The organism is Luteimonas sp. RIT-PG2_3 (assembly GCF_054902115.1).
Genome location: NZ_JBUBPF010000007.1, coordinates 155,039 through 178,581, shown reverse-complemented (window position 1 = coordinate 178,581; position 23,543 = coordinate 155,039). Strand labels below are relative to the sequence as shown.

Genomic DNA, 23,543 nt, shown 5'->3' with positions numbered 1-23,543 from the left:
CCGCAACAGTTACTTGCCCAGCTTGGCCAGCAAGGCACGCAAGGCCTGCTGCGTGTCCGGATCCTGCCAGTCGGCGATGAACTGATCGATGTCGATGCGCGATGGCGCCAGCGCGGCGATCAGGTCGGCACGCGCGATCGCACGCGTTTTCAGCATCGGGCGACGCGGCAACTGCAGCAGCGCCTGCAACCAGGCCAGGGCGCGCGGCTGCACCTGTTGCGCATCGGCCAGCTCATCGACCAGCCCGAGTTGCAGGGCGCGTCCTGATGCGACCATCTCGCCGGCGACCAGCAGGCGCTCGGCACGATGGCGACCGACCACGCGCGCCAGCAGGTGCTGGATGCCGTCCGGTGCGACCAGCCCGACCTGGGTCTCGTTGAGGCCGATCGTGAACGCGCCTTCGGCCATGATCCGATAGTCGCAGCACAGGGCCAGCACGCAGCCGCCTGCGGGCGCGTGCCCGGTGATTGCCGCGACCACCGGGACCGGACTCTGCGCCAGCGCCTGCGCCGCTTCGAAGAAGCCGCGCCATGCCGCCCGCAGGGCCTCGCGATCCTCGCCCAGCGACAGCAGGTACGGCACGTCGAGGCCGGCCGAGAACACCTTGCTTCCGCCCGACAGGATCACGCCCTGCGCCCCGGCATCGACGGCCTCGCGGACCGCGTCGACCAGCGCCGCGCACAGGGAAGGATCGAGCGCATTGACCGGCGGTCGGGCCAGTCGCAGTTCGGCGATGTCGCCATGGCGCAGGGTGTCGACGAGTGCTGGCATCGGGACGGGGCCTCCGGAAGGAGGGCTCATCATAAGCGCTGCCCGGCGCGCATCCGTTGCGGAGCAGGCGCCTCGCACGCCCCGGAACGCCCCGCGGCGTTCAGCCCTGATCGATGCCCTGCGTCCGATGCAACGGACGGATCCGCTGCCCGATCAATCGCTTACGTGGATCACGCTGGGGGCGTCCAGCGGCGTGGCGGGTGCGATGTTTCAAGCATGAAACGTTTGCGTGGCGTTTTCGCCGCCATCGCCGTGCAGAGCGGCGTCGGTGCGCGCCCAGGGTGCAAAAAACATCAGCAGATTCAGTGCATTGCGATGGCCGTAGGTCGGTTGGCATCACCCTTGCGTTGGTTGGTCTGCGCCGCCGTTGTCGCCTGTTCCGGGTGCCGCGACGCAATCCACCTTTCAAGGAGCAAGACCATGCGTACTCGACACAGCATCATCGCCGTCGCCGTGCTGCTCGCACTCGGCGCGTCCGGACACGTCAGCGCCCAGGACCAGACCGAGGCGGGAGCCGGCGACAACAATTCCACCCGCGGCAGCAACCGCGACAACACCACCCAGGCGCTGGCGTCCGGGCTCGGCAGTGCCGCCGCAGACAACAACAGCACCGCGACCGCGACGCTGTCCAACAGCTTCAACAACAGTTCGGCCGTCGCCCGGACGGAGTTGAATGCCGTCGTGACCGGCAACGCCGTCTATGGCCTGGGCAACATCGCCTCCAACACCGGTAACGCCGGTGGCGGCAGGGGCGGCAGCGGTGGCGATGGCGGCCATGGCATCGGTGGACTGGCGGTGGCCGGATCCGCAGCCGGTGGCGGTGGCGGCGATGGTGGCGACGGTGTTGCCGGCAGCGCACGCGATGGCGACTCGGGCAGCGGCAGCTGGACCGGCGCGGAAGGCTGGTCGGGTGCCAGCGCACCTGCGGACGCACGCACACGCAGCCGCGAACGCGGCGCGGGCGACGCGACCGTCGACAGCAATGCGACCGGAACCGCGACCGCGACAGGCGATGTCGCATCGACCGGTGGCGCAGCGTCGAGCACCAATGACGGCAGCAGCGGCGATGCCTCGGCGATGGCCGGTGCAGGCGGCATGGGCGGCAGCGGCACCGGCGGCGACGCCGCGGGCGGCGCGGGCGCCGGTGGAGCTGCAGGCAATGGCGGAACCGGTGGCAACGGTGGCACGGCCTACGCCGATGCCGGTGATTTCAACATGTCCAATGCGATGAACGGAACGGCCAATGCCGCCGCCGGCATCATGGTCGTTGCGCAGAACAGCGGCGCCGCGTCCCTGATCCAGCAGGGCGTGACCGTACAGGCGAACCTCAACGTCGGGCAGTAACACGATCCCGTTCCGCTTCGCGGCACGACAGCGTGCCGCGAGGCGGTTTCGGTCAGCCAGGACAGGTTGAAGGCGCAGGCAAGCGGCAACAGGAGAACGTCATGGATGCACGATCAAGTCAGGCCCGATCCAGCGCGGCGCGATGGCTGTTCACCGCGATGGTCATCGCAGCGCTGTGTGGCGTGTCATTCCCGGGGCTTGCAGCCGGGCAGGCGTCGCCGCCGCCTCCGCAAGCGCTCGCACGCACGACGGCATCGACGGATTCATCGGCAACAACGTGGGGCGCGGCCATCGATACCGATGCGCTGGCGCGACTGCGTGGCGGCGAGGCCAGCGTTGCCGTCGTCGTCGACAACCAGGGAACGGTCGGCAACAACAGCGCGAACGGGGTCATCTCCGGTTTCAACCAGATCGACGATGGCGCCTTCGCCAATGCCAGCGGGATCTCGACGGTGATCCAGAACAGCGGATCGAACGTGCTGATCCAGAACGGCACCGCGATCAACGTGCAGTTCGTCGACCCGGGACGCTGAGGCATGAACGCCCGCACCGCCATCGCGCACCTCGCAGGCCTCGTGGTCGCGGCCCTGTGCGCCTGTGCGACGGCGCCGGCAGCGGCGGGCACGCTGGAGCTGCGCATCCCGCATGGCGGCGGTTACTCGGTGCGGGTCACCAGCCTCAAGGAGGCCAGGTTCCGCGCGACGATCCGCCAGCAATACGATTTCAGTTGTGGTTCGGCGGCGATCGCGACCCTGCTGACCTACCAGTACGGGCATCCGGTCACCGAGGCCGAGGTCTTCCGCCAGATGTACGCGGGCGGAGACCAGCAGAAGATCCGCCAGCAAGGCTTCTCGCTGCTCGACATGCGTCGCTATCTGCAGTCGCAGGGGTTCGTCGCCGACGGCTTCCAGTTGCCGCTGGACAAGCTGCTGGAAGAAGGGCTGCCTGCGATCGTGCTTATCAACGAGCGCGGCTACCGCCATTTCGTGGTCGTGCGCGGCATGCGCAATGGGCGGGTGCTGGTCGGCGACCCCGCGCGTGGCGCACGTGCGATCCCGCGCGTGGATTTCGACGGCCTGTGGGACAACAAGGTGCTGTTCGTCGTGCACAACAAGCGCGAACTGGCCAGCTTCAACCAGACGCGGGACTGGCGCTCGGCGCCATCGGCGCCGCTGCAGCTGGGCGTATCGCGCCAGGGACTGCAGGACATCGTGATGCCGCGGCGTGGACCGGGAGACATCTGATGAAGACCGGGCAGGGACGGAGGAGGTCGCAGTGTGGGCGTGCCCACAACGACGGCGCAGGGTCCAGGGCGCCCCGCAGGGACGCACGCCGGCCCACGGCCGCCATGGCGGCCGTGGTCGTGCTGATCGCCGGCATGGCCACCTCAACGGCGCTGCAGGCGCAGGAGCGCCATGCAAGGCCGCTGGCGCCGGACTGGATTGCGATGGATCCCGCGCGGCTGGCCGATCAGCGCGGCGGCATGGTGCTGGCGTCGGGCCTGCAGGTGGCCTTCGGCTTCGAGCGGCTGGCCTACGTCAATGGCGAGCTGGTCGCCGCGCTGCGCGTGCAGGTCGCGGACCTGCGCTACATCACTGCCGATGAAGCGAAGCAGCTGGCGCGGTTGTCCGAGACGCAGCTGGTCCAGATCGGCGCCGGCAACACGATGCGCGCGGACGTGGCGGGGCTGGTGATCCAGAACACGCTCGACGGCCAGCAGATCCGCGTACAGACCTCGCTGGATGTCAGCGTCGGCACCCTGGGCATGTTGCAGGCGCTGCGCGGCGGCGAAGCCATGCGCGCCACCGTACCGGCAGCGGTGGGTGGTCTGTAGTCGACAGCGGAACGGGTACCGCAGCGACGTGTCGTGTGCTGTGTCGAAGGGTATGAAACAAGCGGCGATGACATGAAGGACAGGGATGCGGGATCGGTGCAGCGGGAAAGTGACGCGAGTGGGTGACGTGGGCATGCGACGCGGGATGGCTGACGCGCGCAGGCATCCGGAAAACAAATATGGGAACAGGGAGACAGGCATGCGCAGGACGCTCCAACATGGCAGGCGACGCCGGCCGCTGGCCAACGGCCTGGCGATCGCGATGACCATCGCACTTGCATTGACCCTCGCGGATGCGGCGCAGGCGCAGTCGACCGTCAGCGGCGACACCGCGACCCCCGTCGATGGCGAAGCGCAACGGCTGCACCAGCTCGAATCCCGGCTGGCCGCACAGGATCGCCACATCGACGACCTCAAGGCCCTGGTCGCGCGCCAGCAGCAGCATCTGGAAGCGCTCGAATACCGCGTCCGCAACCAGCAACTGGAAGAGCTGCGGGCACGTGGTGCGTCGAGCACGGCACTGCAACAGAACCTGCCGATGTCGGTGGGTGCGGCGATGACGGCGATCGCGCCGGCTGCGATCAGCTCACGACCGGTGCCGTCGCAGTCGCGCCTGGCAGGCGATCAATGGCCGGCGACGCGGCAGCAGGTCGCTCTTGCCGATATCGCGCCCGCGGACGCCACGCCTGCCGACGACGGCCAGGCGACGCGCACGATGCCGGTCGGGCAACCGCCGGAAGAAGCCACGCGACCGCCGGAAGTCGCACAGATCTTCGACCAGCCCGGCGTGCTGACGGCCAAGGGCAGGTTCGTGCTGGAACCCTCGATGCAGTTCGGCTATTCATCCAACGATCGCGTCGCACTGGTCGGCTACACGGTGATCCCGGCGATCCTGATCGGCCTGATCGATGTCCGCCAGGTCAAGACCACCAGCCTGACGGCGGCATTGACCGCACGTTATGGCGTCAGCCGGCGCTTCGAGCTCGAGGTCAAGGCGCCGTTCTCGTACATGGACAGCGATACCGTCAGCCGCGAGATCTTCACCGGGTCGGCACAGGACAAGGTCTTCAACGCCGACGGCCATGGCCTTGGCGATGTCGAGGTCGCCGCGCGCTACCAGCTCAACCACGATGGCTTCGACAAACCGTTCTACGTGCTGTGGATGCGTTACAAGAGCCGCACCGGCAAGGACCTGTTCAACGTCGTCACCGACTGCGTGACCCGTTGCGTCGCCAATGCCACCGGCACCGGCCTGCCGCTGGAACTGCCCACCGGCAGCGGATTCGCGGCGTTGCAGCCGGGCATCACCTGGCTGTACGCCTCCGATCCGGTGGTGTTTTTCGGCAGCCTCAGCTACCTGCACAACTTCGCCCGCAAGGATGTCTCGCGCACGGTGTTGAGCGGCGCGCCGGAAGGATACCCTCAGACCACGACCGAACTGATCGGCGAGATCGATGCCGGCGACATCATCGGTTTCAACTTCGGTATGGGACTGGCATTGAACGAACGCGCCGCATTGAGTTTCGGCTACGACCACAACCTGGTCGATCGCACCAAACAGAACGGCGAGGATGCGCCCGGCGCCGTACGCGTGATGCTGGGCACGCTGGTGCTCGGTGGCTCCTACCGCGTCAGCGACCGCACCAGCCTCAATGTCGCGCTTGGTGTCGGCGTCACCCGTGATACGCCGGACGTGTCGCTGGCGGTGCGCATGCCGATCCTGTTCTGAACGGCGCGGACTGGCTCGCACCGGCATGCACTGGCGTGCTCCGCAGCACGCCGTACCGTTCGGCGCCGCCACCTCCAGACCGCGATCGACGCGCGCGTTGCCGTGGACCGCACACGGCCCGGCGGCCAAGCGAACAAGCGTGCCGCTGCGACGGGGCGGGCGCCACGCCTACGGCGCTCTTCGACGCCCTTGCCTATTCATCTTCCGGAGCGCATCGCCGTGCCCTGGTATCGCCGTCCGAGTGTCCGCTGGCCACGCCCTGTCGCGTTGAGTAGAGTCTGTATCGACGAACGCATGTGGCCTGAGGGGGCGGGTACAAGGAGAACTTGTATGCCGGCATGTCTTGGATCGCGAGAGGTGATCCATCTCACGCTCACGGGACGCGAGGGAATGGCGCCACTCGATGGCGAACTCGCGATGGCGGGGTGGCGGATCCATCATTTCCACACGGTGGCCGAGGTCTCCGCATGGCTGGCGCACGAGCCGGGCCTGTTCACCGGACTGCTCGACCTGGTCTCGACGGATGCGCATGCACCGCACGCGACGTCGCCGACGCAGGCCCTGGGCGAACTGCTGGGATCGCGTCGGATCGCCTGGGTGGCCGGCATCCGCCCCGAGCAACTGGAGTCCGAATGGATGCGCAGCCTGGTCCATGACTACTGCCACGACTACGTGACCTTTCCCTGCGGCAGCGTGCTGCTGGGCAACGTCCTGGGGCATGCGCTGGGCATGCTGTCGCTGTCGCCCGCGGCGGCGTCGCAGACCGGCGAGGGGCTGCCGATCGAAGGCGTGGTCGGCCAGAGCCCGGCGATGCGCTTGCTCGGCAATCGCCTGTGCAAGGCGGCGTCCTGCGATGCGCCGGTGTTCCTGTCGGGCGAAACCGGCACCGGCAAGGAACTGGCCGCCGCGGCGATCCATCGACGCTCGACACGCAGCGCGATGCCGTTCGTGGCGATCAACTGCGGCGCGATCCCGCACAGCCTGATGCAGTCCGAACTGTTCGGCTACGAGCGCGGCGCGTTCACCGGCGCAGTGCAGCGCAAGCTGGGGCGGGTCGAGCTTGCGCATCGCGGCACGCTGTTCCTCGACGAGATCGCCGACCTGCCGATGGACTCGCAGGCCTCGCTGTTGCGGTTCCTGGAGCAGGGCACCATCGAACGTCTCGGCGGACAGACGCCGATCCCGGTGGATGCGCGGATCATCTCGGCGACCCATGTCGAGTTGAAGCAGGCGGTCGCCGAAGGCCGCTTCCGTGTCGATCTCTACCACCGCCTGCGCGTCATCGAACTGCACCTGCCGGCGCTGCGCGAGCGTGGCGGCGACATCGTGCTGATCGCGCGGCATGCGCTGGAGCGGCATGCGCGCGAGGGGCGGTTCCGCTTCAAGGGGTTCTCGCCGTGCGCGTTGCGCGCGCTGCACCAGTACGACTGGCCCGGCAATGTGCGCGAGCTGATCAACCGCGTGCGCGAGGCGATGATCATGGCCGACAGTCACTACATCACTGCCCAGGACCTGCGCCTGGACGAGCAGCTGCCGACGGAAACGCGCACGCTGGACCTGGCGCGGCGCGAGGGCGAGATCGCGGCGATCGAACACGCCCTGCTGCGCAACAATCACCAGCTGGCCGCGACGGCGGAGGAGCTCGGCATCTCGCGGGTCACGTTGTATCGGCTGATGCTTCGCCATGGCCTGCACAACGGCAAACCGGTGCCGTCTGCCCGCCACCTGAGCCTGGTGCGCGGCGGCGAACCTGCGGACTGACACGCGTCGGCGGTTGCCCGCAGGCGATCAGGAGCCGCGTAGATCAGGTGCCGGGTGGATCAGACCGTGGCGGCGTTGCGCACCGAGTCCGGCAGCGGCGTCGGCCGTCCGTTGGCGCGGTCGATCCAGACCATCACGACATGGCCGTCGGCATGCACGATGCGGCCGTCGTCGCTGACGATGCGATGGCCGACGGTCACGCTGCTGTTGCCGACGCGCTCGGAGTACAGCTCGACGACGATGCTGGACGGATACGGAATCGGCACCCGGTAGTTCATCTGCACCGCCGCCAGCAGCGGCGCGTAGTCGTCGGTGACCCAGGCCTCGCCCAGCGAATCGAACCAGCGGATCCGCGCCTCCTCCAGGTAGGTCATGAAGTTGGAGTTGTTGACGTGGTTGAACGCATCCAGGTCGCGCCAGCGCAGTTCGATCGGCATGCGGAACAGCGTCTTGAAATTGTCCAGGCTCATGCGGAGGCCTTCCTGCGGGTGGTCTTCTTGGCGGCGGGCTTGGCCGTGGTCTTCGTTGCCGCCTTGGCGACGGGTTTGGCAGCTGGCTTTGCAGCAGGTTTTGCAGCCGTTTTGGCAGCAGGTTTCGCGGCGGCCCGGCTCGCGGACACGAAGGGCTTCGGCGCCGGCTGCGCCTTGCTTGCGATGGTGGTCGCCGGATCGGTCTTGCCGGCGCTGGTCCCGAGCATCCGCGCCAGGAACTGGCCGGTATGCGATTGCGGCATCGCCGCGACGTCCTCGGGCGTGCCCTCGGCGATGATCTGGCCGCCGCGATGGCCACCCTCCGGCCCAAGGTCGATGACCCAGTCGGCGGTCTTGATGACGTCGAGGTTGTGCTCGATGACGACCACGGTATTGCCATCGTCGCGCAGCTTGTGCAGCACGCTGAGCAGGTGCTCGATGTCGTGGAAGTGCAGGCCGGTGGTGGGCTCGTCGAGGATGTACAGCGTGCGCCCGGTATCGCGGCGCGACAGTTCCTTGGACAGCTTGACGCGCTGCGCCTCGCCGCCCGACAGCGTGGTCGCCGGCTGCCCGAGCTTGATGTAGCTCAGGCCGACGTCGACCAGGGTCTCGAGCTTGCGCGCGATCGCTGGCAGCGGTTCGAACAGCGGCAGCGCGTCCTCGACCGTCATCTCCAGCACGTCGTGGATGCTATAGCCCTTGTAGAGGATCTCCAGCGTCTCGCGGTTGTAGCGCTTACCGTGGCAGACGTCGCAGGGCACGTAGACGTCGGGCAGGAAGTGCATCTCGACCTTGATCAGGCCGTCGCCCTGGCAGGCCTCGCAACGGCCGCCGCGCACGTTGAAGCTGAAGCGGCCCGGCGAGTAGCCGCGCGCGCGCGCCTCCGGCACCTGGGCGAACAGTTCGCGCAACGGCGTGAACAGGCCGGTATAGGTCGCCGGATTGCTGCGCGGTGTGCGGCCGATCGGCGACTGGTCGATGTCGACGACCTTGTCGAACAGGTCCAGGCCGGTCACTTCGCGATAGGCAGCCGGCTTGTGCGAGGCGCCGTTGATCTCGTTGGCGGCCAGTGCATGCAGGGTGTCGTTGATCAGCGTCGACTTGCCCGAGCCTGACACGCCGGTGATCGCGGTCAGCAGGCCGGTGGAGATCGTCAGGTCGACGTTCTTCAGGTTGTTGCCCGAAGCGCCGCGCAATTTCAGCTGCAGCTTCGGATTGGGCTTGTGGCGGCGGGCGGGGACCTCGATGGCGCGCTTGCCGCTGAGGAACTGGCCGGTCACCGAGCGCGGCGACGCGAGGATCGCCGCGTAATCGCCTTCGCCGACGACTTCGCCGCCATGCACGCCTGCGCCGGGACCGATGTCGACGATATGGTCGGCCAGCCGGATCGCGTCCTCGTCGTGCTCGACGACGATGACGGTATTGCCGAGGTCGCGCAGCCGGGTCAGTGTGCCGAGCAGACGCTCGTTGTCGCGCTGGTGCAGGCCGATCGAGGGTTCGTCGAGCACGTACATCACGCCGACCAGGCCGGCGCCGATCTGCGAGGCCAGGCGGATGCGCTGGGCCTCGCCGCCCGACAGCGAATCGGCCTTGCGTTCCAGCGTCAGGTAATCGAGGCCGACGTCGACGAGGAAGTTCAGCCGTTCGCGGATTTCCTTGACGATCTTGCTGGCCACTTCGCCGCGCCAGCCCGGCAGCTCCATCTTGCCGAAGAACGACAGCGCCTCGTCGATCGGCAGCACGACGATCGACGACAGCGCACGCTCGGCGACGAAGACGTTGCGCGCAGACCTGTTCAGGCGCGCACCGCCGCAGTCGGGGCAGGGCTGCTCGCTGATGTACTTGCTCAACTCCTCGCGCACCGCCGAGGATTCGGTCTCGCGGTAGCGACGCTCCAGGTTGGGCACGATGCCTTCGAACTTGTGCTTGCGCTGCGTGCGGCCGCCGGCGTCGGTGATGTAGGTGAAGTTGATCAGTTCGTTGCCGCTGCCGTACAGCACGGCCTGGCGCGACGCTTCCGGCAGGTCCTGCCAGTGGCTGTCGACGTTGAAGCCGTAGTGTTTGGCCAGCGACTGGATCAACTGGAAGTAATAGGCGTTGCGGCGGTCCCAGCCGCGCACCGCACCGGCCGACAGCGACAGTTCCGGATGCACGACGACGCGACCGGGATCGAAGAACTGGCTGACGCCGAGGCCGTCGCAAGTGGGACAGGCGCCGACCGGCGAGTTGAACGAGAACAGGCGCGGTTCCAGTTCCGGCAGCGCGTAGTCGCAGACCGGGCAGCTGTATTTGGACGAGAACAGCTGCGGCGCGATCGCATCGTTGTCGATGGCCTGCACCGAGGCCATGCCGTCGCCGAGCTTCAGCGCGGTCTCGAACGACTCGGCCAGGCGCTGCTTCAGGTCCTCGCGGACCTTGAAGCGGTCGATCACCGCCTCGATGGTGTGTTTCTGGCGCAGCGCCAGCGGCGGCACCGCATCGATCTCGTGCAGCACGCCGTCGACGCGCACGCGCACGTAACCCTGCGCGCGCAGTTGCTCGAAGACCTGCGCATGCTCGCCCTTGCGGTCGCGCACGACCGGCGCCAGCAGCATCCAGCGCTGCTCGCGGCCCTCGTCGGTGTCGCCCAGCGCCAGCACCTGGTCGACCATCTGGCTGACGGTCTGGGCCTCCAGCGGATAGCCGTGGTCCGGGCAGCGCGGGCTGCCGACGCGGGCATACAGCAGGCGCAGGTAGTCGTAGATCTCGGTGATCGTGCCAACGGTCGAGCGCGGGTTGTGCGACGTCGATTTCTGTTCGATCGAGATCGCCGGGCTCAGGCCCTCGATATGGTCGACGTCGGGCTTTTCCATGACGCTGAGGAACTGCCGCGCATACGCCGACAGCGACTCGACGTAGCGGCGCTGGCCCTCGGCGTAGATGGTGTCGAACGCCAGCGACGACTTGCCCGAGCCCGACAGCCCGGTGATGACGATCAGCTTGTCGCGCGGCAGGTCGAGGTCGACGTTCTTGAGGTTGTGCGTGCGGGCACCGCGGATGCGGATGGTGTCCATCGCCATCGTGGCAAGGTCCGTATTCTGGGGGAGTGGGGGAGGCGGTCTGGCAATCGATCAGACTACCGAGCGCGGGATTTGGGGGCAAATACCCGAATTGCCAGTCTGGCCAGTACCGATCTCAGCAAATGAGACTGGCGGCCGAGGCCACGCCGGCGCCGTCCCAGGAGCACGCCGGGGCCGGGCCGAAAGGAGGGCTTGGGCATCGCTGGCAGTGAGGATTCCCGCCGGTTCACGCCGGTCCGGGCGCACGGCTCAACGCCCAGCCGGGCCGGCAGCGGATGCCCGCCAGGGCGATCGGGACCCCGAAACTGAACGTGCCTCCCGCGCCGGCAGGCCCGGGTCGTCCGTGGGCAGGGGGGATTTGACCCTAAGCCGCTGAATCCCCTACAATTCCGCTCCTGTCTGCCCTCGATGGCAGTCAGGCGACCACAATAACTACAGAGGAAGTCTGGTCAATGTACGCAGTCGTAGTCACCGGCGGTAAGCAATACCGCGTGGCGCAGGGCGAAACGCTCCGCGTCGAAAAGCTCGAAGTCGAAGCCGGCAACGAGATCAAGTTCGACAACATCCTGTTGCTTGGTGACAGCGATGGCATCAAGGTTGGCGACGCGCTCAACGGCGCTTCGGTCACCGCGAAGGTCGTGGCCCATGGTCGCGCCGACAAGGTGCGCATCATCAAGTTCCGCCGCCGCAAGCACCACATGAAGCGGCAGGGACATCGCCAGCACTACACCGAAATCGAGATCACCGGCATCGCCGGTGGCGACAAGAAGTAAGGAGACGCAGTCATGGCACATAAAAAGGGCGTAGGTTCCTCGCGCAACGGCCGCGATTCCAACCCGAAGTACCTCGGCGTGAAGATCTTTGGTGGCCAGGCGATCGATGCCGGCAACATCATCGTCCGCCAGCGCGGCACCCAGTTCCATCCGGGTCCGGGCGTTGGCCTGGGTCGCGACCACACGCTGTTCGCGCTGGTCGACGGCAAGGTCGAGTTCGGCGTCAAGGGTCCGAAGAAGCGTCGTACCGTCAGCGTGGTGGCCGAGGCCTGAGCCTCCCGCCGCGTTGCAGCGAAGGGCCCCGCCATGTGCGGGGCTTTTCGTTTCAAGGCCGCTGAAGCGGCCGCACTTTGCCGACATGGCACGCGTGAGCGCCCAGCATGCGTGCAGCCCGGCAGGACGTCGCTAGACTGATCCTCCCGGATGGTCCCGCGGCCCTGATCCACTCTTTCCATTCCTCAATTCCGGCATCCCCATGAAACTCGTCGACGAAGCAGAAATCACCGTGATCGCTGGCAACGGCGGCAATGGCTGCGTGGGCTTCCGTCGCGAGAAGTTCATCCCGCTCGGTGGTCCCGACGGCGGCGACGGCGGCGATGGCGGCAACGTCTGGCTGCAGGCCGACGAGAACCTCAACACGCTGGTGGATTTCCGCCACGACAAGATGTTCCGTGCCCAGCGTGGCGAGAACGGCATGGGCCGCCAGGCCTACGGCAAGGGCGGTACCGATGTCGTCATCACGGTGCCGGTCGGCACGGTGATCCACAACGTCGACACCGATGAGGTCATCGGCGACCTGACCGACCACGGCCAGCGCCTGCTGGTTGCGCAGGGCGGCAAGGGCGGTCTGGGCAACATGCATTTCAAGAGCTCGACCAACCGCACGCCGCGCCAGTTCACCACCGGCACCGATGGCGAGCAGCGCACGCTGAAGCTGGAGCTCAAGCTGCTGGCCGACGTCGGCCTGCTGGGCTTCCCGAACGCCGGCAAGAGCACGCTGATCCGCGCGGTGTCGGCGGCGACGCCGAAGGTCGCCGACTATCCGTTCACGACCCTGTATCCCAACCTCGGCGTGGTCAGCGCGGAGCCGCATCGCAGCTTCGTCATCGCCGACATCCCGGGCCTGATCGAGGGCGCGGCCGATGGCATCGGCCTGGGCGCGTTGTTCCTGCGCCATATCCAGCGCACCAGCCTGCTGCTGCACCTGGTCGAGATCGAGCCGCTGGATGGCAGCGACGCGGTCGAGCAGATCCGCACCATCGAGCGCGAGCTCGGCAAGTTCGACGCAGGCCTGCTCGAGAAGCCGCGCTGGCTGCTGTTGAACAAGGCCGACCTGCTGCCGGTCGACGATGCCCGCGCGCTGGCCGACGACATCATCGAACGGCTGGGCTGGGAAGCGCCGTGGTTCATCATTTCAGGCCTGGCCCACGACGGCACCCGCGACGTCATGCTGAAGGTGCAGGCGCATCTGGATGCGATGGCGCGCGATGCCCGCGAAGCCGCCGAGGAAGCCGCCTACGAGGCGGGGACCGGTACGGGTGCCGGCGGTGGCGCGGCCTGAGTCCGTCCCGGCAGTGCGTACGACGATGAGCGTCCCAGCATATGTGCGGCGTCGGCGCGCGCGCATGCACGCGCCGCAAGCACGTCGGGGTCTGTCACGGTCACCTGCCAATGGCGTGCATGCAGGCCGCGCTGCCGCGCCTGCGTTCAACGCCGTCGCCGACGACAACGCGCAGGCAACAAAAAACCCGGCCGGAGCCGGGTTTCTGCGTGAAGCGTGCTGCCTGCGAGCAGGCCTGACGGTGTCAGGCCCGTTCGTAAAATCAGGCCGCGACCTTCAGCGCCTTGATGCGCGCGGTCAGGCGGCTCTTGTGGCGAGCGGCCTTGTTGCGGTGGATCAGGCCACGCGCGCTCAGGCGATCGAGGATCGGCTGTGCGGAGTTGAATGCTTCCTGCGCGGCGCCAGCATCGTTGGCATCGAGTGCCTTGATGACTTTCTTGACGGCAGTGCGCAGCATCGAACGCTGACTGTTGTTGCGCTGGTTGCGCACGACGGTCTGCTTGGCGCGCTTCTTTGCGGACTTGATGTTGGCCACGATGGAATCCTGGAAACTGGGGTAGGTGGAAAGGTGTTGATCCGGCAGATGCGTCGATCTGGGGAAATCAAGCGGGAAATTATGGCCGATTCAATAGCTTGCGTCAACAAACCCCGTTCGGAGGCCTCCCAGTGACGGTTCGCCCGCCCCAGGACCCGTCCGGACAGCCCGGACCGCCCGCTGCGGCCGTCGATCCGGCCGCCAATGGCGGCGACTCGCCGGTCCCGCCGCCGCCGCCGCCCAAGCGCCCGGGGCTGCTGCGCTCGAGCGCGATCTTCAGCGCGATGACGCTGCTGTCGCGGATCGCCGGCTTCGCCCGCGACATGCTGCAGGCCACCCTGTTCGGCACCGGCGGGGCGATGAGCGCGTTCATCGTCGCCTACCGGATCCCCAACTTCCTGCGCCGGGTGTTCGCCGAGGGCTCGATGTCGATGGCCTTCGTGCCGGTGCTCAACGAGATCAAGGAGCGCGGCGACAAGGCCGCGCTGAAAGCCTTCGTCGACCACATGGCCGGCACCCTGTGCGCGGTGGTGCTGCTGGTCTGCGGTGCCGGCGTGCTGCTGGCCCCGGCGATCGCGGCGCTGTTCATGCCCGGTGCCGTCGTCGACGACCCGGAGAAGTACGCGCTGACCTCGCAGATGCTGCGGATCACATTCCCGTACCTGCTGTTCATCTCGATGATGTCGCTGGCGGCGTCGATCCTGAACAGCCTCGGGCGGTTCGCGCTGCCGGCCTTCACTCCGGTGCTGCACAACCTGACCCTGATCGCGGCGATGCTGTGGCTGGCGCCACGCTTCGAGATCCCGCCGGTGGGCCTGGCCTGGGGCGTCCTGGCCGCCGGTGCGCTGCAGTTGCTGCTGCTGTGGCCGGTGCTGGGGCGTTACGGCCTGCGTCCGCGCCTGCGGCTCGGGCTGGGCAATGCCGAGGTCCGGCGCGTCGGCAAGCTGATGCTGCCCACGCTGTTCTCGTCGTCGGTCGCCCAGGTCAACCTGCTGGTCGGCACCGCCTTCGCCTCGTTGCTGGCCGATGGCAGCCAGGACTGGCTGTACTACTCCGACCGCCTGATCGAGTTCCCGCTGGGCCTGTTCGGCGTCGCGCTGGGCACGGTGATCCTGCCGCACCTGTCGCGGCGGTTCGCGGCCAAGGACAGCGACGGCTACAGCCAGTCGCTGGACTGGGGCCTGCGGATGTCGCTGCTGGCGGGCGTGCCGGCCGGACTCGGCCTGCTGCTGCTGGCCGAGCCGATCACCGCGACGGTCTACAACTACGGCAAGTTCACCGCGCTCGACACCCGCATGGCCGCGGTCAGCCTGTCGGCGATGAGCATCGGCGTGCCGGCCTTCATGCTCAGCAAGGTGCTGTCGCCTGCGTTCTATTCGCGCCAGGACACGCGTACGCCGATGCGCGCGGCGATCCTGACCGTGGTCGCCAACATCGTGCTGACGATCGGCCTGACCACGCCGCTGTGGCTCAACGACACCCCCGGCGCGCATGGCGGCATCGCGCTGGCGACCGCGCTGGCCGGCATCTTCAATGCCTGGTTGCTGTGGCGCTACCTGCGTCGCGCGGGCATCTACCAGCCGCAGGCCGGCTGGGCGGCCTTCCTGTTGCGCTTGCTGGCCGGCTGCTTGGCGATGAGCGCGGTGGTGCTGGGGCTGCACGCCTGGATCGGCGAATGGACCGACATCCATGGCGCCACCCACCGCATCGGCTGGCTGGTGCTGGTGATCGGCGCCGGCGGGCTGGCCTATGCGGCGACGATCCTGGCGACCGGCCTGCGCCCGAGGCACCTGCGCCATTGAGCGGGCCGGTGGGCAGGGCAGCGGGCAGAGTGGCGCGCGGGGCGGCACCGCTCGACATCGCGATGACTGATCTCCGCGGCGTCGCGTCTGGCGGCTCGGTGGCCCAGGGTTGCGGCGCGCATGCACGCGGCGGGCATCTCCGGCGAACGGGTCGTTATACTTGCCGGTTCTTATGAGCAGGCTTTTCCGCGACGTCCAAGGCGGGCCTTTGTGCCCCGACGGCAGTGTGGTCTGCATCGGCGCATTCGACGGCCTGCACCTGGGGCATCGAGCGCTGGTGCGGCACGCGCAGGCACGCGCTCGCGCGCTCGGCGTGGCAGCGGTCGCGCTGAGCTTCGAGCCGCTACCGCGCGAGTTCTTCGCCACCGCGGCGCCACCGCCGCGCCTGCAGTTGCCGCGCGCCAAGTTCGAAGGGCTGGCCGGGCTGGGCGCCGATGTCGTCGGCCTGCTGCGTTTCGACGCGCGCATGGCGGCCATGGACGCGCAGGCGTTCATCGACGCGGTGCTGGTGCAGCGGCTGTCGGCCCGCGAAGTCTGGGTCGGCCCCGAGTTCCGTTTCGGCCACCGCCGTGGCGGCGACCTGGCGACGCTGCAGGCCGCCGGCGCTGTGCATGGCTTCGTGGCCGGCCAGATCGAGCCGCAACTGCTCGACGGCGAGCGCGTGTCGAGTACGCGCATCCGCAAGGCCCTGGTCGATGGCGACTTCGCCACCGCGACGCGCCTGCTCGGCCAGCCCTATGCAATCTCGGGACGGGTCGTGCACGGGCAGCAGCTCGGCCGCACCCTGGGCTACCCGACCGCCAACCTGCGTTTCGGCGGCAAGGTGCCGGCGCTGCGCGGCATCTACGCCACGCGCGTGCATGGCATCGCGGCGCAGCCGTTGGCCTCGGTGTCGAGCTTCGGCACACGGCCGACCGTCGGTGGCGTCGAGCCGCTGCTGGAAGCGCACCTGTTCGATTTCGAAGGCGACCTCTACGGCCGCCGGATCAGCGTCGAATTCGTCGCGCGGTTGCGCGATGAAGAGAAATTCCCGGATCTGTCGACCCTGGTCGCGCAGATGGACCTCGATGCCGCGCGTGCGCGTCATCTCCTGCAGCAACAACCCATACAGGCCTGCGCGTGAGTTCCGACACCAACCGCTACAAATCCACGATCCTGTTGCCGTCGACCGAGTTCCCGATGCGCGGCGACCTGCCCAAGCGCGAGCCGGGCATCCTGGAGCGCTGGGAGCAGGACGGTCTCTACGCGCAGTTGCGCGACCATGCCAAGGGGCGCCCGCAGTTCGTGCTGCATGATGGTCCGCCCTATGCGAACGGCACGATCCACCTCGGTCACGCGGTCAACAAGATCCTGAAGGACATCATCGTGCGCTCGCGCACCGTCGATGGCTTCGATGCACCCTACATCCCAGGCTGGGACTGCCATGGCCTGCCGATCGAGATCGCGATCGAGAAGAAGTACGGCAAGGTCGGCACCAAGCTCGATGCGGTGGAGTTCCGGCAGAAGTGTCGCGAATACGCGCAGGCGCAGATCGACATCCAGCGCAAGGATTTCAAGCGCCTGGGCGTCATCGGCGACTGGGACAACCCGTACAAGACGCTGGACTTCCGCTTCGAGGCCGACGAGATCCGCGCACTGGCCAAGGTCATCGACAACGGCCACCTGACGCGCGGCGTCAAGCCGGTGTACTGGTGCTTCGATTGCGGCTCGGCGCTGGCCGAGGCCGAGATCGAATACCACGACAAGGTGTCGCCGGCCATCGACGTCGCCTACCTGGCGCGCAGTCCGCTGGCGGTGACGCGCAAGTTCGGCGTCGAAGTCGGCGAGGACGTCGACGTCGCGATCCCGATCTGGACGACGACCCCGTGGACCCTGCCGGCGTCGCTGGCGGTGTCGCTGGGCGCGGAGATCGACTACGTGCTGGTCGAAGGCCCCGCGCGCGATGGTCGCGCGCGCTGGCTGGTGCTGGCCGAAGCGCTGGCGGCCAAGGCGCTCGCGCGCTATGGCGTCGACGAGGTCAGGATCCTCGGCCGTGCCAGGGGCGAGGTGCTGGAGCACATCGTGCTGGCGCATCCCTTCTACGACAACCGCGACATCCCGGTGATCCTGGGCGACCACGTGTCCGACGAGGACGGCACCGGTGCGGTGCATACCGCGCCCGGCCATGGTCAGGAGGACTACGCGGTCAGCAAGCAGTACGGACTGGTCGATCAGTACACCGCCGCGCAGATCAATCCGGTCGATGGTCGCGGCGTCTACCTGCCATCGACGCCGCCGGCCGGCGACGTCGTGCTGGCGGGCCAGCACATCTGGAAGGCCAACGACATCATCGTCGAGGTGCTGCGCGACAGCGGCGCGCTGCTGGCGTTCGCCAGGCTCGAGCACAGCTATCCGCATTGCTGGCGGCACAAAACCCCGGTCGCGTTCCGGGCGACGCCGCAATGGTTCATCTCGATGGAGCAGGCCAGCCTGCGCCGCGATGCGCTGGCTGCGATCGAGACCGTCAAGTGGTATCCCGAATGGGGCAAGGCGCGCATCGCCGGCATGGTCGAGGGACGTCCCGACTGGACGATCTCGCGCCAGCGCACCTGGGGCGTGCCGATCGCGCTGTTCGTGCATCGCGAGACCGGCGAGCCGCATCCGCGCAGCACCGAACTGATGCGCAAGGTCGCCGAATACGTCGAGCAGGGCGGGGTGGACGCGTGGTACGCACTGGACCCCGCCGAACTGCTGGGCGACGAGGCCGGCGACTACGACAGGATCACCGACATCCTCGATGTCTGGTTCGACTCCGGCGTGACCCATGAGGGCGTGCTGCTGGCGCGCGGGCTGGGCAAGCCCGCCGACCTGTACCTGGAAGGCTCCGACCAGCATCGCGGCTGGTTCCAGTCCTCGCTGCTGACCGGCGTCGCCATCGACAAGGCCGCGCCGTACAAGCAGTGCCTGACACACGGCTTCACCGTCGACGAGCATGGCCGCAAGATGTCCAAGTCACTGGGCAACGGCATCGAGCCCCAGGACATCATGAAGACGCTGGGTGCCGACATCCTGCGCCTGTGGATCGCCTCGGCCGACTACAGCAACGAGATGTCGCTGTCGCAGGAGATCCTCAAGCGCAACGCGGATGCCTACCGCCGCCTGCGCAACACCGCGCGCTTCCTGCTCGGCAACCTGCACGGCTTCGTGCCGGCGCAGCACCTGGTCGCCGATGCCGACATGGTCGCGCTCGACCGCTGGATCGTCGGTCGCGCCCACCAGTTGCAGGTCCGCATCAGCGAGGCCTATGCCCGCTACGATTTCGCCGAGATCGTGCAGGCACTGCTGAACTTCTGCAGCGTCGACCTGGGCTCGCTATACCTGGACGTCACCAAGGACCGCCTGTACACGATGGGCGAGGATTCGCGCGGCCGTCGCAGCGCGCAGACCGCGATGTACCACATCAGCGAAGCCTTCGTGCGCTGGATCATGCCGATCCTGAGCTTCACCGCCGACGAGATGTGGGCCTACCTGCCGACGCCGGTATCCGGCGAGCGCGAGGCCAACGTGCTGTTCGCGACCTGGTACACCGGGTTGTCGCCGCTGGGCGACGAGGCCGCACTGACCGACAACGATTTCGAGCGCCTGCTGGCCCTGCGCGAGCACGTGGCCAAGGTGCTCGAGCCGATGCGCGCCAGCGGCCAGATCGGCGCCGCGCTGGAGGCGGAGATCGAGCTGCGCGTCGGCGTCGCCGACCAGGTCCGGGTTGCGCCGCTGATCGACGAGCTGCGCTTCCTGCTGATCAGTGGCGACGTCACGATGGTGGCCGCCGGTGACGCCAGCGACCTGCGCGTGCTCGCCACGCCGACCACCAAGCCCAAGTGCGTGCGCTGCTGGCACCACCGCAACGACGTCGGCAGCGTCGCCGCGCATCCGGAACTGTGCGGCCGCTGCGTCAGCAACATCGAAGGTCCCGGCGAAGACAGGAGATGGTTCTGATGGCCAACCCGCGTCCCAATGCACTGGTCTGGCTGGTGCTGTCGGTCATCGTCATCGCCCTCGACCAGCTGACCAAGTGGTGGGTGCTGACCAGCCTGCCCGAGTACACCCCGATCCCGGTCATCGAAGGCTTCTGGAACTGGTACCGCACCTACAACACCGGCGCGGCCTTCAGCTTCCTGGCCGGCGCCGGCGGTTGGCAGAAGTGGTTCTTCACCGTGCTCGGCATCGGCATCAGCGCCCTGTTGTCGTGGTGGCTGGCGAAGACGCCGCGCGGCGACTGGCGCACCGCGCTCCCGTTCGCGCTGGTCATCGGCGGCGCGCTGGGCAACATCATCGACCGCCAGCTGCACGGCCACGTCATCGACTTCATCCAGTGGTACTACTGGCCGGGCAAGTCCTGGCCGGCGTTCAATCTGGCCGACTCGGCGATCGTCGGCGGTGCCATCGGCATCGTGCTGTTCGGCTTGTTCCAGGGCAAGGACGCGGGCAACAGCGCCGCGCGCTGAGCGTCCCGGGTCCGCATCGCAGGGCAGGGCCGTTGCCGGGTGCCGGGGTGTGATGCCCCCCGGCGCCGGTCTGGCGGTCGCAGGGTCGCACCCGATCCCTGTTCAGATGGGCCCCGCGCGACTGGCTCCCCTCCGATGGCTCCCCTCGGATCGCCCCACCGCGCCATCTCCGCTCCCGTGCGCCACCGGTACGGCCTTGTGCCATCCAGCAGACGCTCTGTCGCGGCCGTTGCCGCTGCGTTGCGGCCGGCTCCGGTAAACTTGCGGACCTATGGATATCGTTCTCGCCAATCCCCGTGGTTTCTGCGCCGGCGTCGACCGTGCGATCGAGATCGTCAAGCGCGCACTCGAACTGCTGGGGGCGCCGATCTACGTGCGCCACGAGGTCGTCCACAACCGCTTCGTCGTCGAGGATCTCAAGCACCGCGGCGCGGTGTTCGTCGAGGAACTCGATGAGGTGCCCGACGGCGCCACGGTGATCTTCAGCGCCCACGGCGTCGCCAAGGCCGTCCGCGACGAGGCCGCCTCGCGCGGGCTCAAAGTCTTCGACGCGACCTGTCCGCTGGTGACCAAGGTGCATTTCGAGGTCGCGCGGCATTGCCGGGCCGGCCGCGACGTCGTGCTGATCGGCCATGCCGGGCATCCCGAAGTCGAGGGGACGATGGGGCAATGGCTGGCCGAGGCCGGCATCGGCCAGATCTACCTGGTCGAGGACATCGAACAGGTCGCCAGCCTGGCGCCGGGCCAGCCCGATAACCTGGCCTATACGACCCAGACCACGCTGTCGGTCGACGATACCCGCGGCATCATCGCGGCCCTGCGCGAGCGTTTCCCGTTGATCCAGGGGCCGCGCCACGACGACATCTGCTATGCCACCCAGAACCGCCAGGACGCCGTGCGCGAGCTGGCCGAGCAGTGCGACCTGGTGCTGGTCGTGGGTTCGCCGAACAGCTCCAACTCCAACCGCCTGCGCGAGCTGGCCGAGCGCGACGGCGTCGAGGCCTACCTGATCGACGGCGCCATCGAGATCGACCCGCGCTGGGTCGAGGGCCGTCGCCACATCGGCGTCACCGCCGGCGCCTCGGCCCCGGACGTGCTGGTCCAGGGCGTGCTGGAGCGCCTGCGCGAACTCGGCGCCAGCGGCGTCCGCGAACTGCATGGCGAGCCCGAGAGCATGGTCTTCGCCCTGCCCAAGGAACTGCGCCTGCAACTTGTCGATTGACCCGCCGCCCGCCGGAATCTAGAATCTGCGGCTCGATTGCGCAGGCTCCGGCAATCCAGACATCGCCGGAATAGCTCAGTTGGTAGAGCGGCGCATTCGTAATGCGTAGGTCGTAGGTTCGATTCCTATTTCCGGCACCAGATGCAGCAGAAGGCCGCCCCGAAAAGGCGGCCTTTTTGTTTTTCGGGCGCCGATGTCCACCATTGGGGATGGAGGTGCCTCACCGCCGTGGATCCGCAGTGTGCGCTGTGGAAGCAAGCCGCGGATCTCGCAGCCTCTTGCAGGCGATCGACATCAGGTCCATCGGTCCTGATGCAGGACATGCCAGGGAGCGTTCCAAAATCTTCCCCGCACGCGGGTCCATCCCGACATCAAACGGCACATCAAACCCGACACGCCTCCAGCATCTCCTCCAGCGCCGCCGGTAGCTGCGGTCGTGCGATGAAGTAGCCCTGCGCTTCGGTACAGTCCCAGGTCTTCAGCAGTTCGAGCTGTGCCTCGGTTTCGACGCCTTCGGCGACGGTGCGGTAGCCCAGTTCGTTGGCCAGCAGCACCAGCATGCGGACGAGGCGGGCGCGGCGGTCGCTGTGCTCGATGTCGACGACCAGCGAGCGGTCGATCTTGATCGTGGTGACCGGCAGTTCGTTGAGGTAGGAGAAGTTGCTGTAGCCGGAGCCGAAGTCGTCGATGGCGATGCTGAAGCCGAGCGCGCGCAGGGCGTCGAGCTGTTCGACGACGCCGGACTTTCCGCGCAGCCATTCGCTTTCGGTGACTTCCAGTTCGATGCGCGCGGGGTCGAGTGCGAATTCGATCAGCAGCGCCTGCAGGCTGCCGACCAGTGCGCCGCTGTTGAAGTCGGCGGCGGCCAGGTTGACCGAGACATCGAGCTTCATGCCGTCGCGATCCCAGGCCTTCATCTGGGTCATGACCTGGCGCATGACCCATTGCGTGACCACCGGCATCAGCAGGGTGCTTTCGATGACTGGGATGAATTCGTTCGGGCCGATCTCGCCGAGCTCGGGATGCGTCCAGCGCAGCAGGGCTTCGGCGGAGGCGATCCTGCCGGTCGGCAGGCACAGGCGCGGTTGGTAGGCCAGGCGGAATTCGTCGCGCTGCAGCCCGGCTTCCACTTCGGCCGCCAGCCGGTAGCGGCGCTGCATGCGTGCATCGCGCGCAGCGTCGTAGTAGCACCAGCTGCCTTCGGATTCCTGCGCGGCCTGCATCGCGGTGATGCCCTTGCGCAGCACGTCGGAGGTGTCCTTGGCCTGCACCGGCACGATGCCGCAATGGAAGCTCCCCTGCAGGGCGAGGACGCTGGTGCTGACCGGTTCGGCCAGCGCGTTGCGCAGGCGGATCAGCAACTGGTCGAGCGCGTCGCGCGAGGTGTTCTCGACCAGGAACGAAAAGCTGGTCATGTCGATGTGGTAGAGCTTGCTGATGCCGTTCAACTCGTCGGCCAGGCGGTAGCCCAACTGCCGGATGACCGATTCCACCGGGGTCATGCCGACGGCCTGGCCGAGCCGGTGGGCACTGCCGGGGTCGAGCAGGTTGACGATGCAGAAGTACAGGTCGACCTCGCGGTCGACGCGCCGGCGCTCCTTGAGGTCCCAGGTCAGCTGCTGGCGGTTGGGCAGGCCGGTGACCGGGTCGCGGCGGCCGATCGAACGCAGCAGGGCGATCTGGCTGGCGGTCAGGTGGGCGAACGACAGCAGTTTCTCGCGTTCGTCGTCGCTGAGCCTGCGCGGTCGGCGGTCGATCAGGCACAGCGTGCCCACGGCATAGCCCGACGACAGCACCAACGGGGCGCCGGCATAGAAGCGCATGCCGTGGCTGTCGGCGACCATGGGGTAGTGGCTGAAGCGCGGATCGAGCGACAGGTCCTCGACCTCGAAAACACCATCCTGCTCGATCGCATGCGCGCAGACCGAGGCCTCGCGCCCGGTGCTGGTGACGTCGGTGCCGACGGTGGAGATGAAGTGCTGCTCGAACTGGTCGACCAGCGAGATCATCGCGATAGGCACCTCGAACGCGAACGCTGCCAGGCCGGTGATCCGGTCCAGCTCGGGATTGTTGGCCAGCGCCAACAGGTCCAGACTGCGGATCAGGGCGATCCTGTCCGCTTCGTGTTCGACGCTTCTGACCATCCTTCACCCTTGGTGCCGGCGAGCGAGCCACGTTACTCCCGCCGCCTGTGGATG

General features: G+C 67.7%; 19 protein-coding genes and 1 tRNA gene. 15 read left to right on the top strand and 5 right to left on the bottom strand.

All coding sequences use genetic code 11. The annotated features are described in order from the left end of the window. Positions 1–9: 9 nt before the first annotated feature. Positions 10–771 (bottom strand): enoyl-CoA hydratase/isomerase family protein, encoded by a 762-nt coding sequence (locus ACYX7E_RS12965; protein WP_462080998.1) that lies wholly within the window; start codon positions 769–771, stop codon positions 10–12. Between the two features lie 420 nt (positions 772–1,191). Here ACYX7E_RS12965 and ACYX7E_RS12960 point away from each other — a divergent pair, with 420 nt between their 5' ends. From ACYX7E_RS12960 to ACYX7E_RS12935, 6 genes are all read left to right on the top strand, one after another. After that, positions 1,192–2,115: a hypothetical protein gene (locus ACYX7E_RS12960; RefSeq protein WP_462080997.1), complete on the top strand. Its 924-nt coding sequence runs from the start codon at positions 1,192–1,194 to the stop codon at positions 2,113–2,115. Between the two features lie 101 nt (positions 2,116–2,216). Continuing rightward, positions 2,217–2,648, top strand: a complete 432-nt coding sequence (locus ACYX7E_RS12955) for a hypothetical protein (RefSeq protein WP_462080996.1) — start codon at positions 2,217–2,219, stop codon at positions 2,646–2,648. A 3-nt stretch (positions 2,649–2,651) separates the two neighbouring features. Beyond that, a complete protein-coding gene (locus ACYX7E_RS12950) occupies positions 2,652–3,359 on the top strand; it encodes a C39 family peptidase (protein ID WP_462080995.1) in 708 nt (235 codons plus the stop codon). A 134-nt stretch (positions 3,360–3,493) separates the two neighbouring features. After that, positions 3,494–3,949: a hypothetical protein gene (locus ACYX7E_RS12945; protein ID WP_462080994.1), complete on the top strand. Its 456-nt coding sequence runs from the start codon at positions 3,494–3,496 to the stop codon at positions 3,947–3,949. Between the two features lie 199 nt (positions 3,950–4,148). Next, positions 4,149–5,678, top strand: a complete 1,530-nt coding sequence (locus tag ACYX7E_RS12940) for an acetate kinase (RefSeq protein WP_462080993.1) — start codon at positions 4,149–4,151, stop codon at positions 5,676–5,678. Positions 5,679–6,068: 390 nt separating this feature from the next. Beyond that, a complete protein-coding gene (locus tag ACYX7E_RS12935) occupies positions 6,069–7,439 on the top strand; it encodes a sigma-54 dependent transcriptional regulator (protein ID WP_462080992.1) in 1,371 nt (456 codons plus the stop codon). 59 nt (positions 7,440–7,498) lie between these two features. Here ACYX7E_RS12935 and ACYX7E_RS12930 read toward each other — a convergent pair whose 3' ends face one another. Both ACYX7E_RS12930 and uvrA read right to left on the bottom strand, forming a co-directional pair. Beyond that, positions 7,499–7,909, bottom strand: coding sequence for an acyl-CoA thioesterase (locus ACYX7E_RS12930; RefSeq protein WP_462080991.1), 411 nt, complete (start codon positions 7,907–7,909; stop codon positions 7,499–7,501). Next, positions 7,906–10,968, bottom strand: coding sequence for an excinuclease ABC subunit UvrA (gene uvrA, locus ACYX7E_RS12925; protein ID WP_462080990.1), 3,063 nt, complete (start codon positions 10,966–10,968; stop codon positions 7,906–7,908). The genes ACYX7E_RS12930 and uvrA overlap by 4 nt, the downstream gene beginning before the upstream one ends. 452 nt (positions 10,969–11,420) lie before the next feature. Here uvrA and rplU point away from each other — a divergent pair, with 452 nt between their 5' ends. The 3 genes from rplU (at position 11,421) to cgtA (ending at position 13,302) form a co-directional block, all read left to right on the top strand. Further along, a complete protein-coding gene (gene rplU, locus ACYX7E_RS12920; protein ID WP_462080989.1) occupies positions 11,421–11,741 on the top strand; it encodes a 50S ribosomal protein L21 in 321 nt (106 codons plus the stop codon). A 12-nt stretch (positions 11,742–11,753) separates the two neighbouring features. Further along, on the top strand, positions 11,754–12,014 hold the full coding sequence (gene rpmA, locus ACYX7E_RS12915) for a 50S ribosomal protein L27 (RefSeq protein ID WP_462080988.1): 261 nt from the start codon (positions 11,754–11,756) through the stop codon (positions 12,012–12,014). A 202-nt stretch (positions 12,015–12,216) separates the two neighbouring features. Beyond that, entirely contained in the window at positions 12,217–13,302 is a 1,086-nt protein-coding gene (gene cgtA / locus ACYX7E_RS12910; RefSeq protein WP_462080987.1) for an Obg family GTPase CgtA, read from the top strand. A gap of 262 nt (positions 13,303–13,564) precedes the next feature. Here the strand turns inward: cgtA and rpsT are convergent, their stop codons facing one another. Beyond that, the gene (gene rpsT / locus ACYX7E_RS12905; protein WP_462080986.1) at positions 13,565–13,837 is read right to left on the bottom strand and encodes a 30S ribosomal protein S20; all 273 of its coding nucleotides are present in this window, start codon (positions 13,835–13,837) and stop codon (positions 13,565–13,567) included. Positions 13,838–14,091: 254 nt separating this feature from the next. Here rpsT and murJ point away from each other — a divergent pair, with 254 nt between their 5' ends. From murJ to ACYX7E_RS12875, 6 genes are all read left to right on the top strand, one after another. Then, a complete protein-coding gene (gene murJ, locus ACYX7E_RS12900; protein ID WP_462081026.1) occupies positions 14,092–15,639 on the top strand; it encodes a murein biosynthesis integral membrane protein MurJ in 1,548 nt (515 codons plus the stop codon). 172 nt (positions 15,640–15,811) lie between these two features. Beyond that, positions 15,812–16,762, top strand: a complete 951-nt coding sequence (locus ACYX7E_RS12895; protein ID WP_462080985.1) for a bifunctional riboflavin kinase/FAD synthetase — start codon at positions 15,812–15,814, stop codon at positions 16,760–16,762. Positions 16,763–16,818: 56 nt separating this feature from the next. Beyond that, positions 16,819–19,614, top strand: a complete 2,796-nt coding sequence (gene ileS / locus ACYX7E_RS12890) for an isoleucine--tRNA ligase (protein WP_462081025.1) — start codon at positions 16,819–16,821, stop codon at positions 19,612–19,614. After that, positions 19,614–20,123, top strand: coding sequence for a signal peptidase II (gene lspA / locus ACYX7E_RS12885; protein ID WP_462080984.1), 510 nt, complete (start codon positions 19,614–19,616; stop codon positions 20,121–20,123). Before ileS ends, lspA begins: the two co-directional genes overlap by 1 nt. A gap of 271 nt (positions 20,124–20,394) precedes the next feature. Continuing rightward, entirely contained in the window at positions 20,395–21,345 is a 951-nt protein-coding gene (gene ispH / locus ACYX7E_RS12880; RefSeq protein WP_462080983.1) for a 4-hydroxy-3-methylbut-2-enyl diphosphate reductase, read from the top strand. A gap of 64 nt (positions 21,346–21,409) precedes the next feature. Further along, positions 21,410–21,485, top strand: a tRNA-Thr gene (locus tag ACYX7E_RS12875). A 243-nt stretch (positions 21,486–21,728) separates the two neighbouring features. Here ACYX7E_RS12875 and ACYX7E_RS12870 read toward each other — a convergent pair. Continuing rightward, the gene (locus tag ACYX7E_RS12870; RefSeq protein WP_462080982.1) at positions 21,729–23,489 is read right to left on the bottom strand and encodes a putative bifunctional diguanylate cyclase/phosphodiesterase; all 1,761 of its coding nucleotides are present in this window, start codon (positions 23,487–23,489) and stop codon (positions 21,729–21,731) included. Positions 23,490–23,543 lie beyond the last annotated feature (54 nt).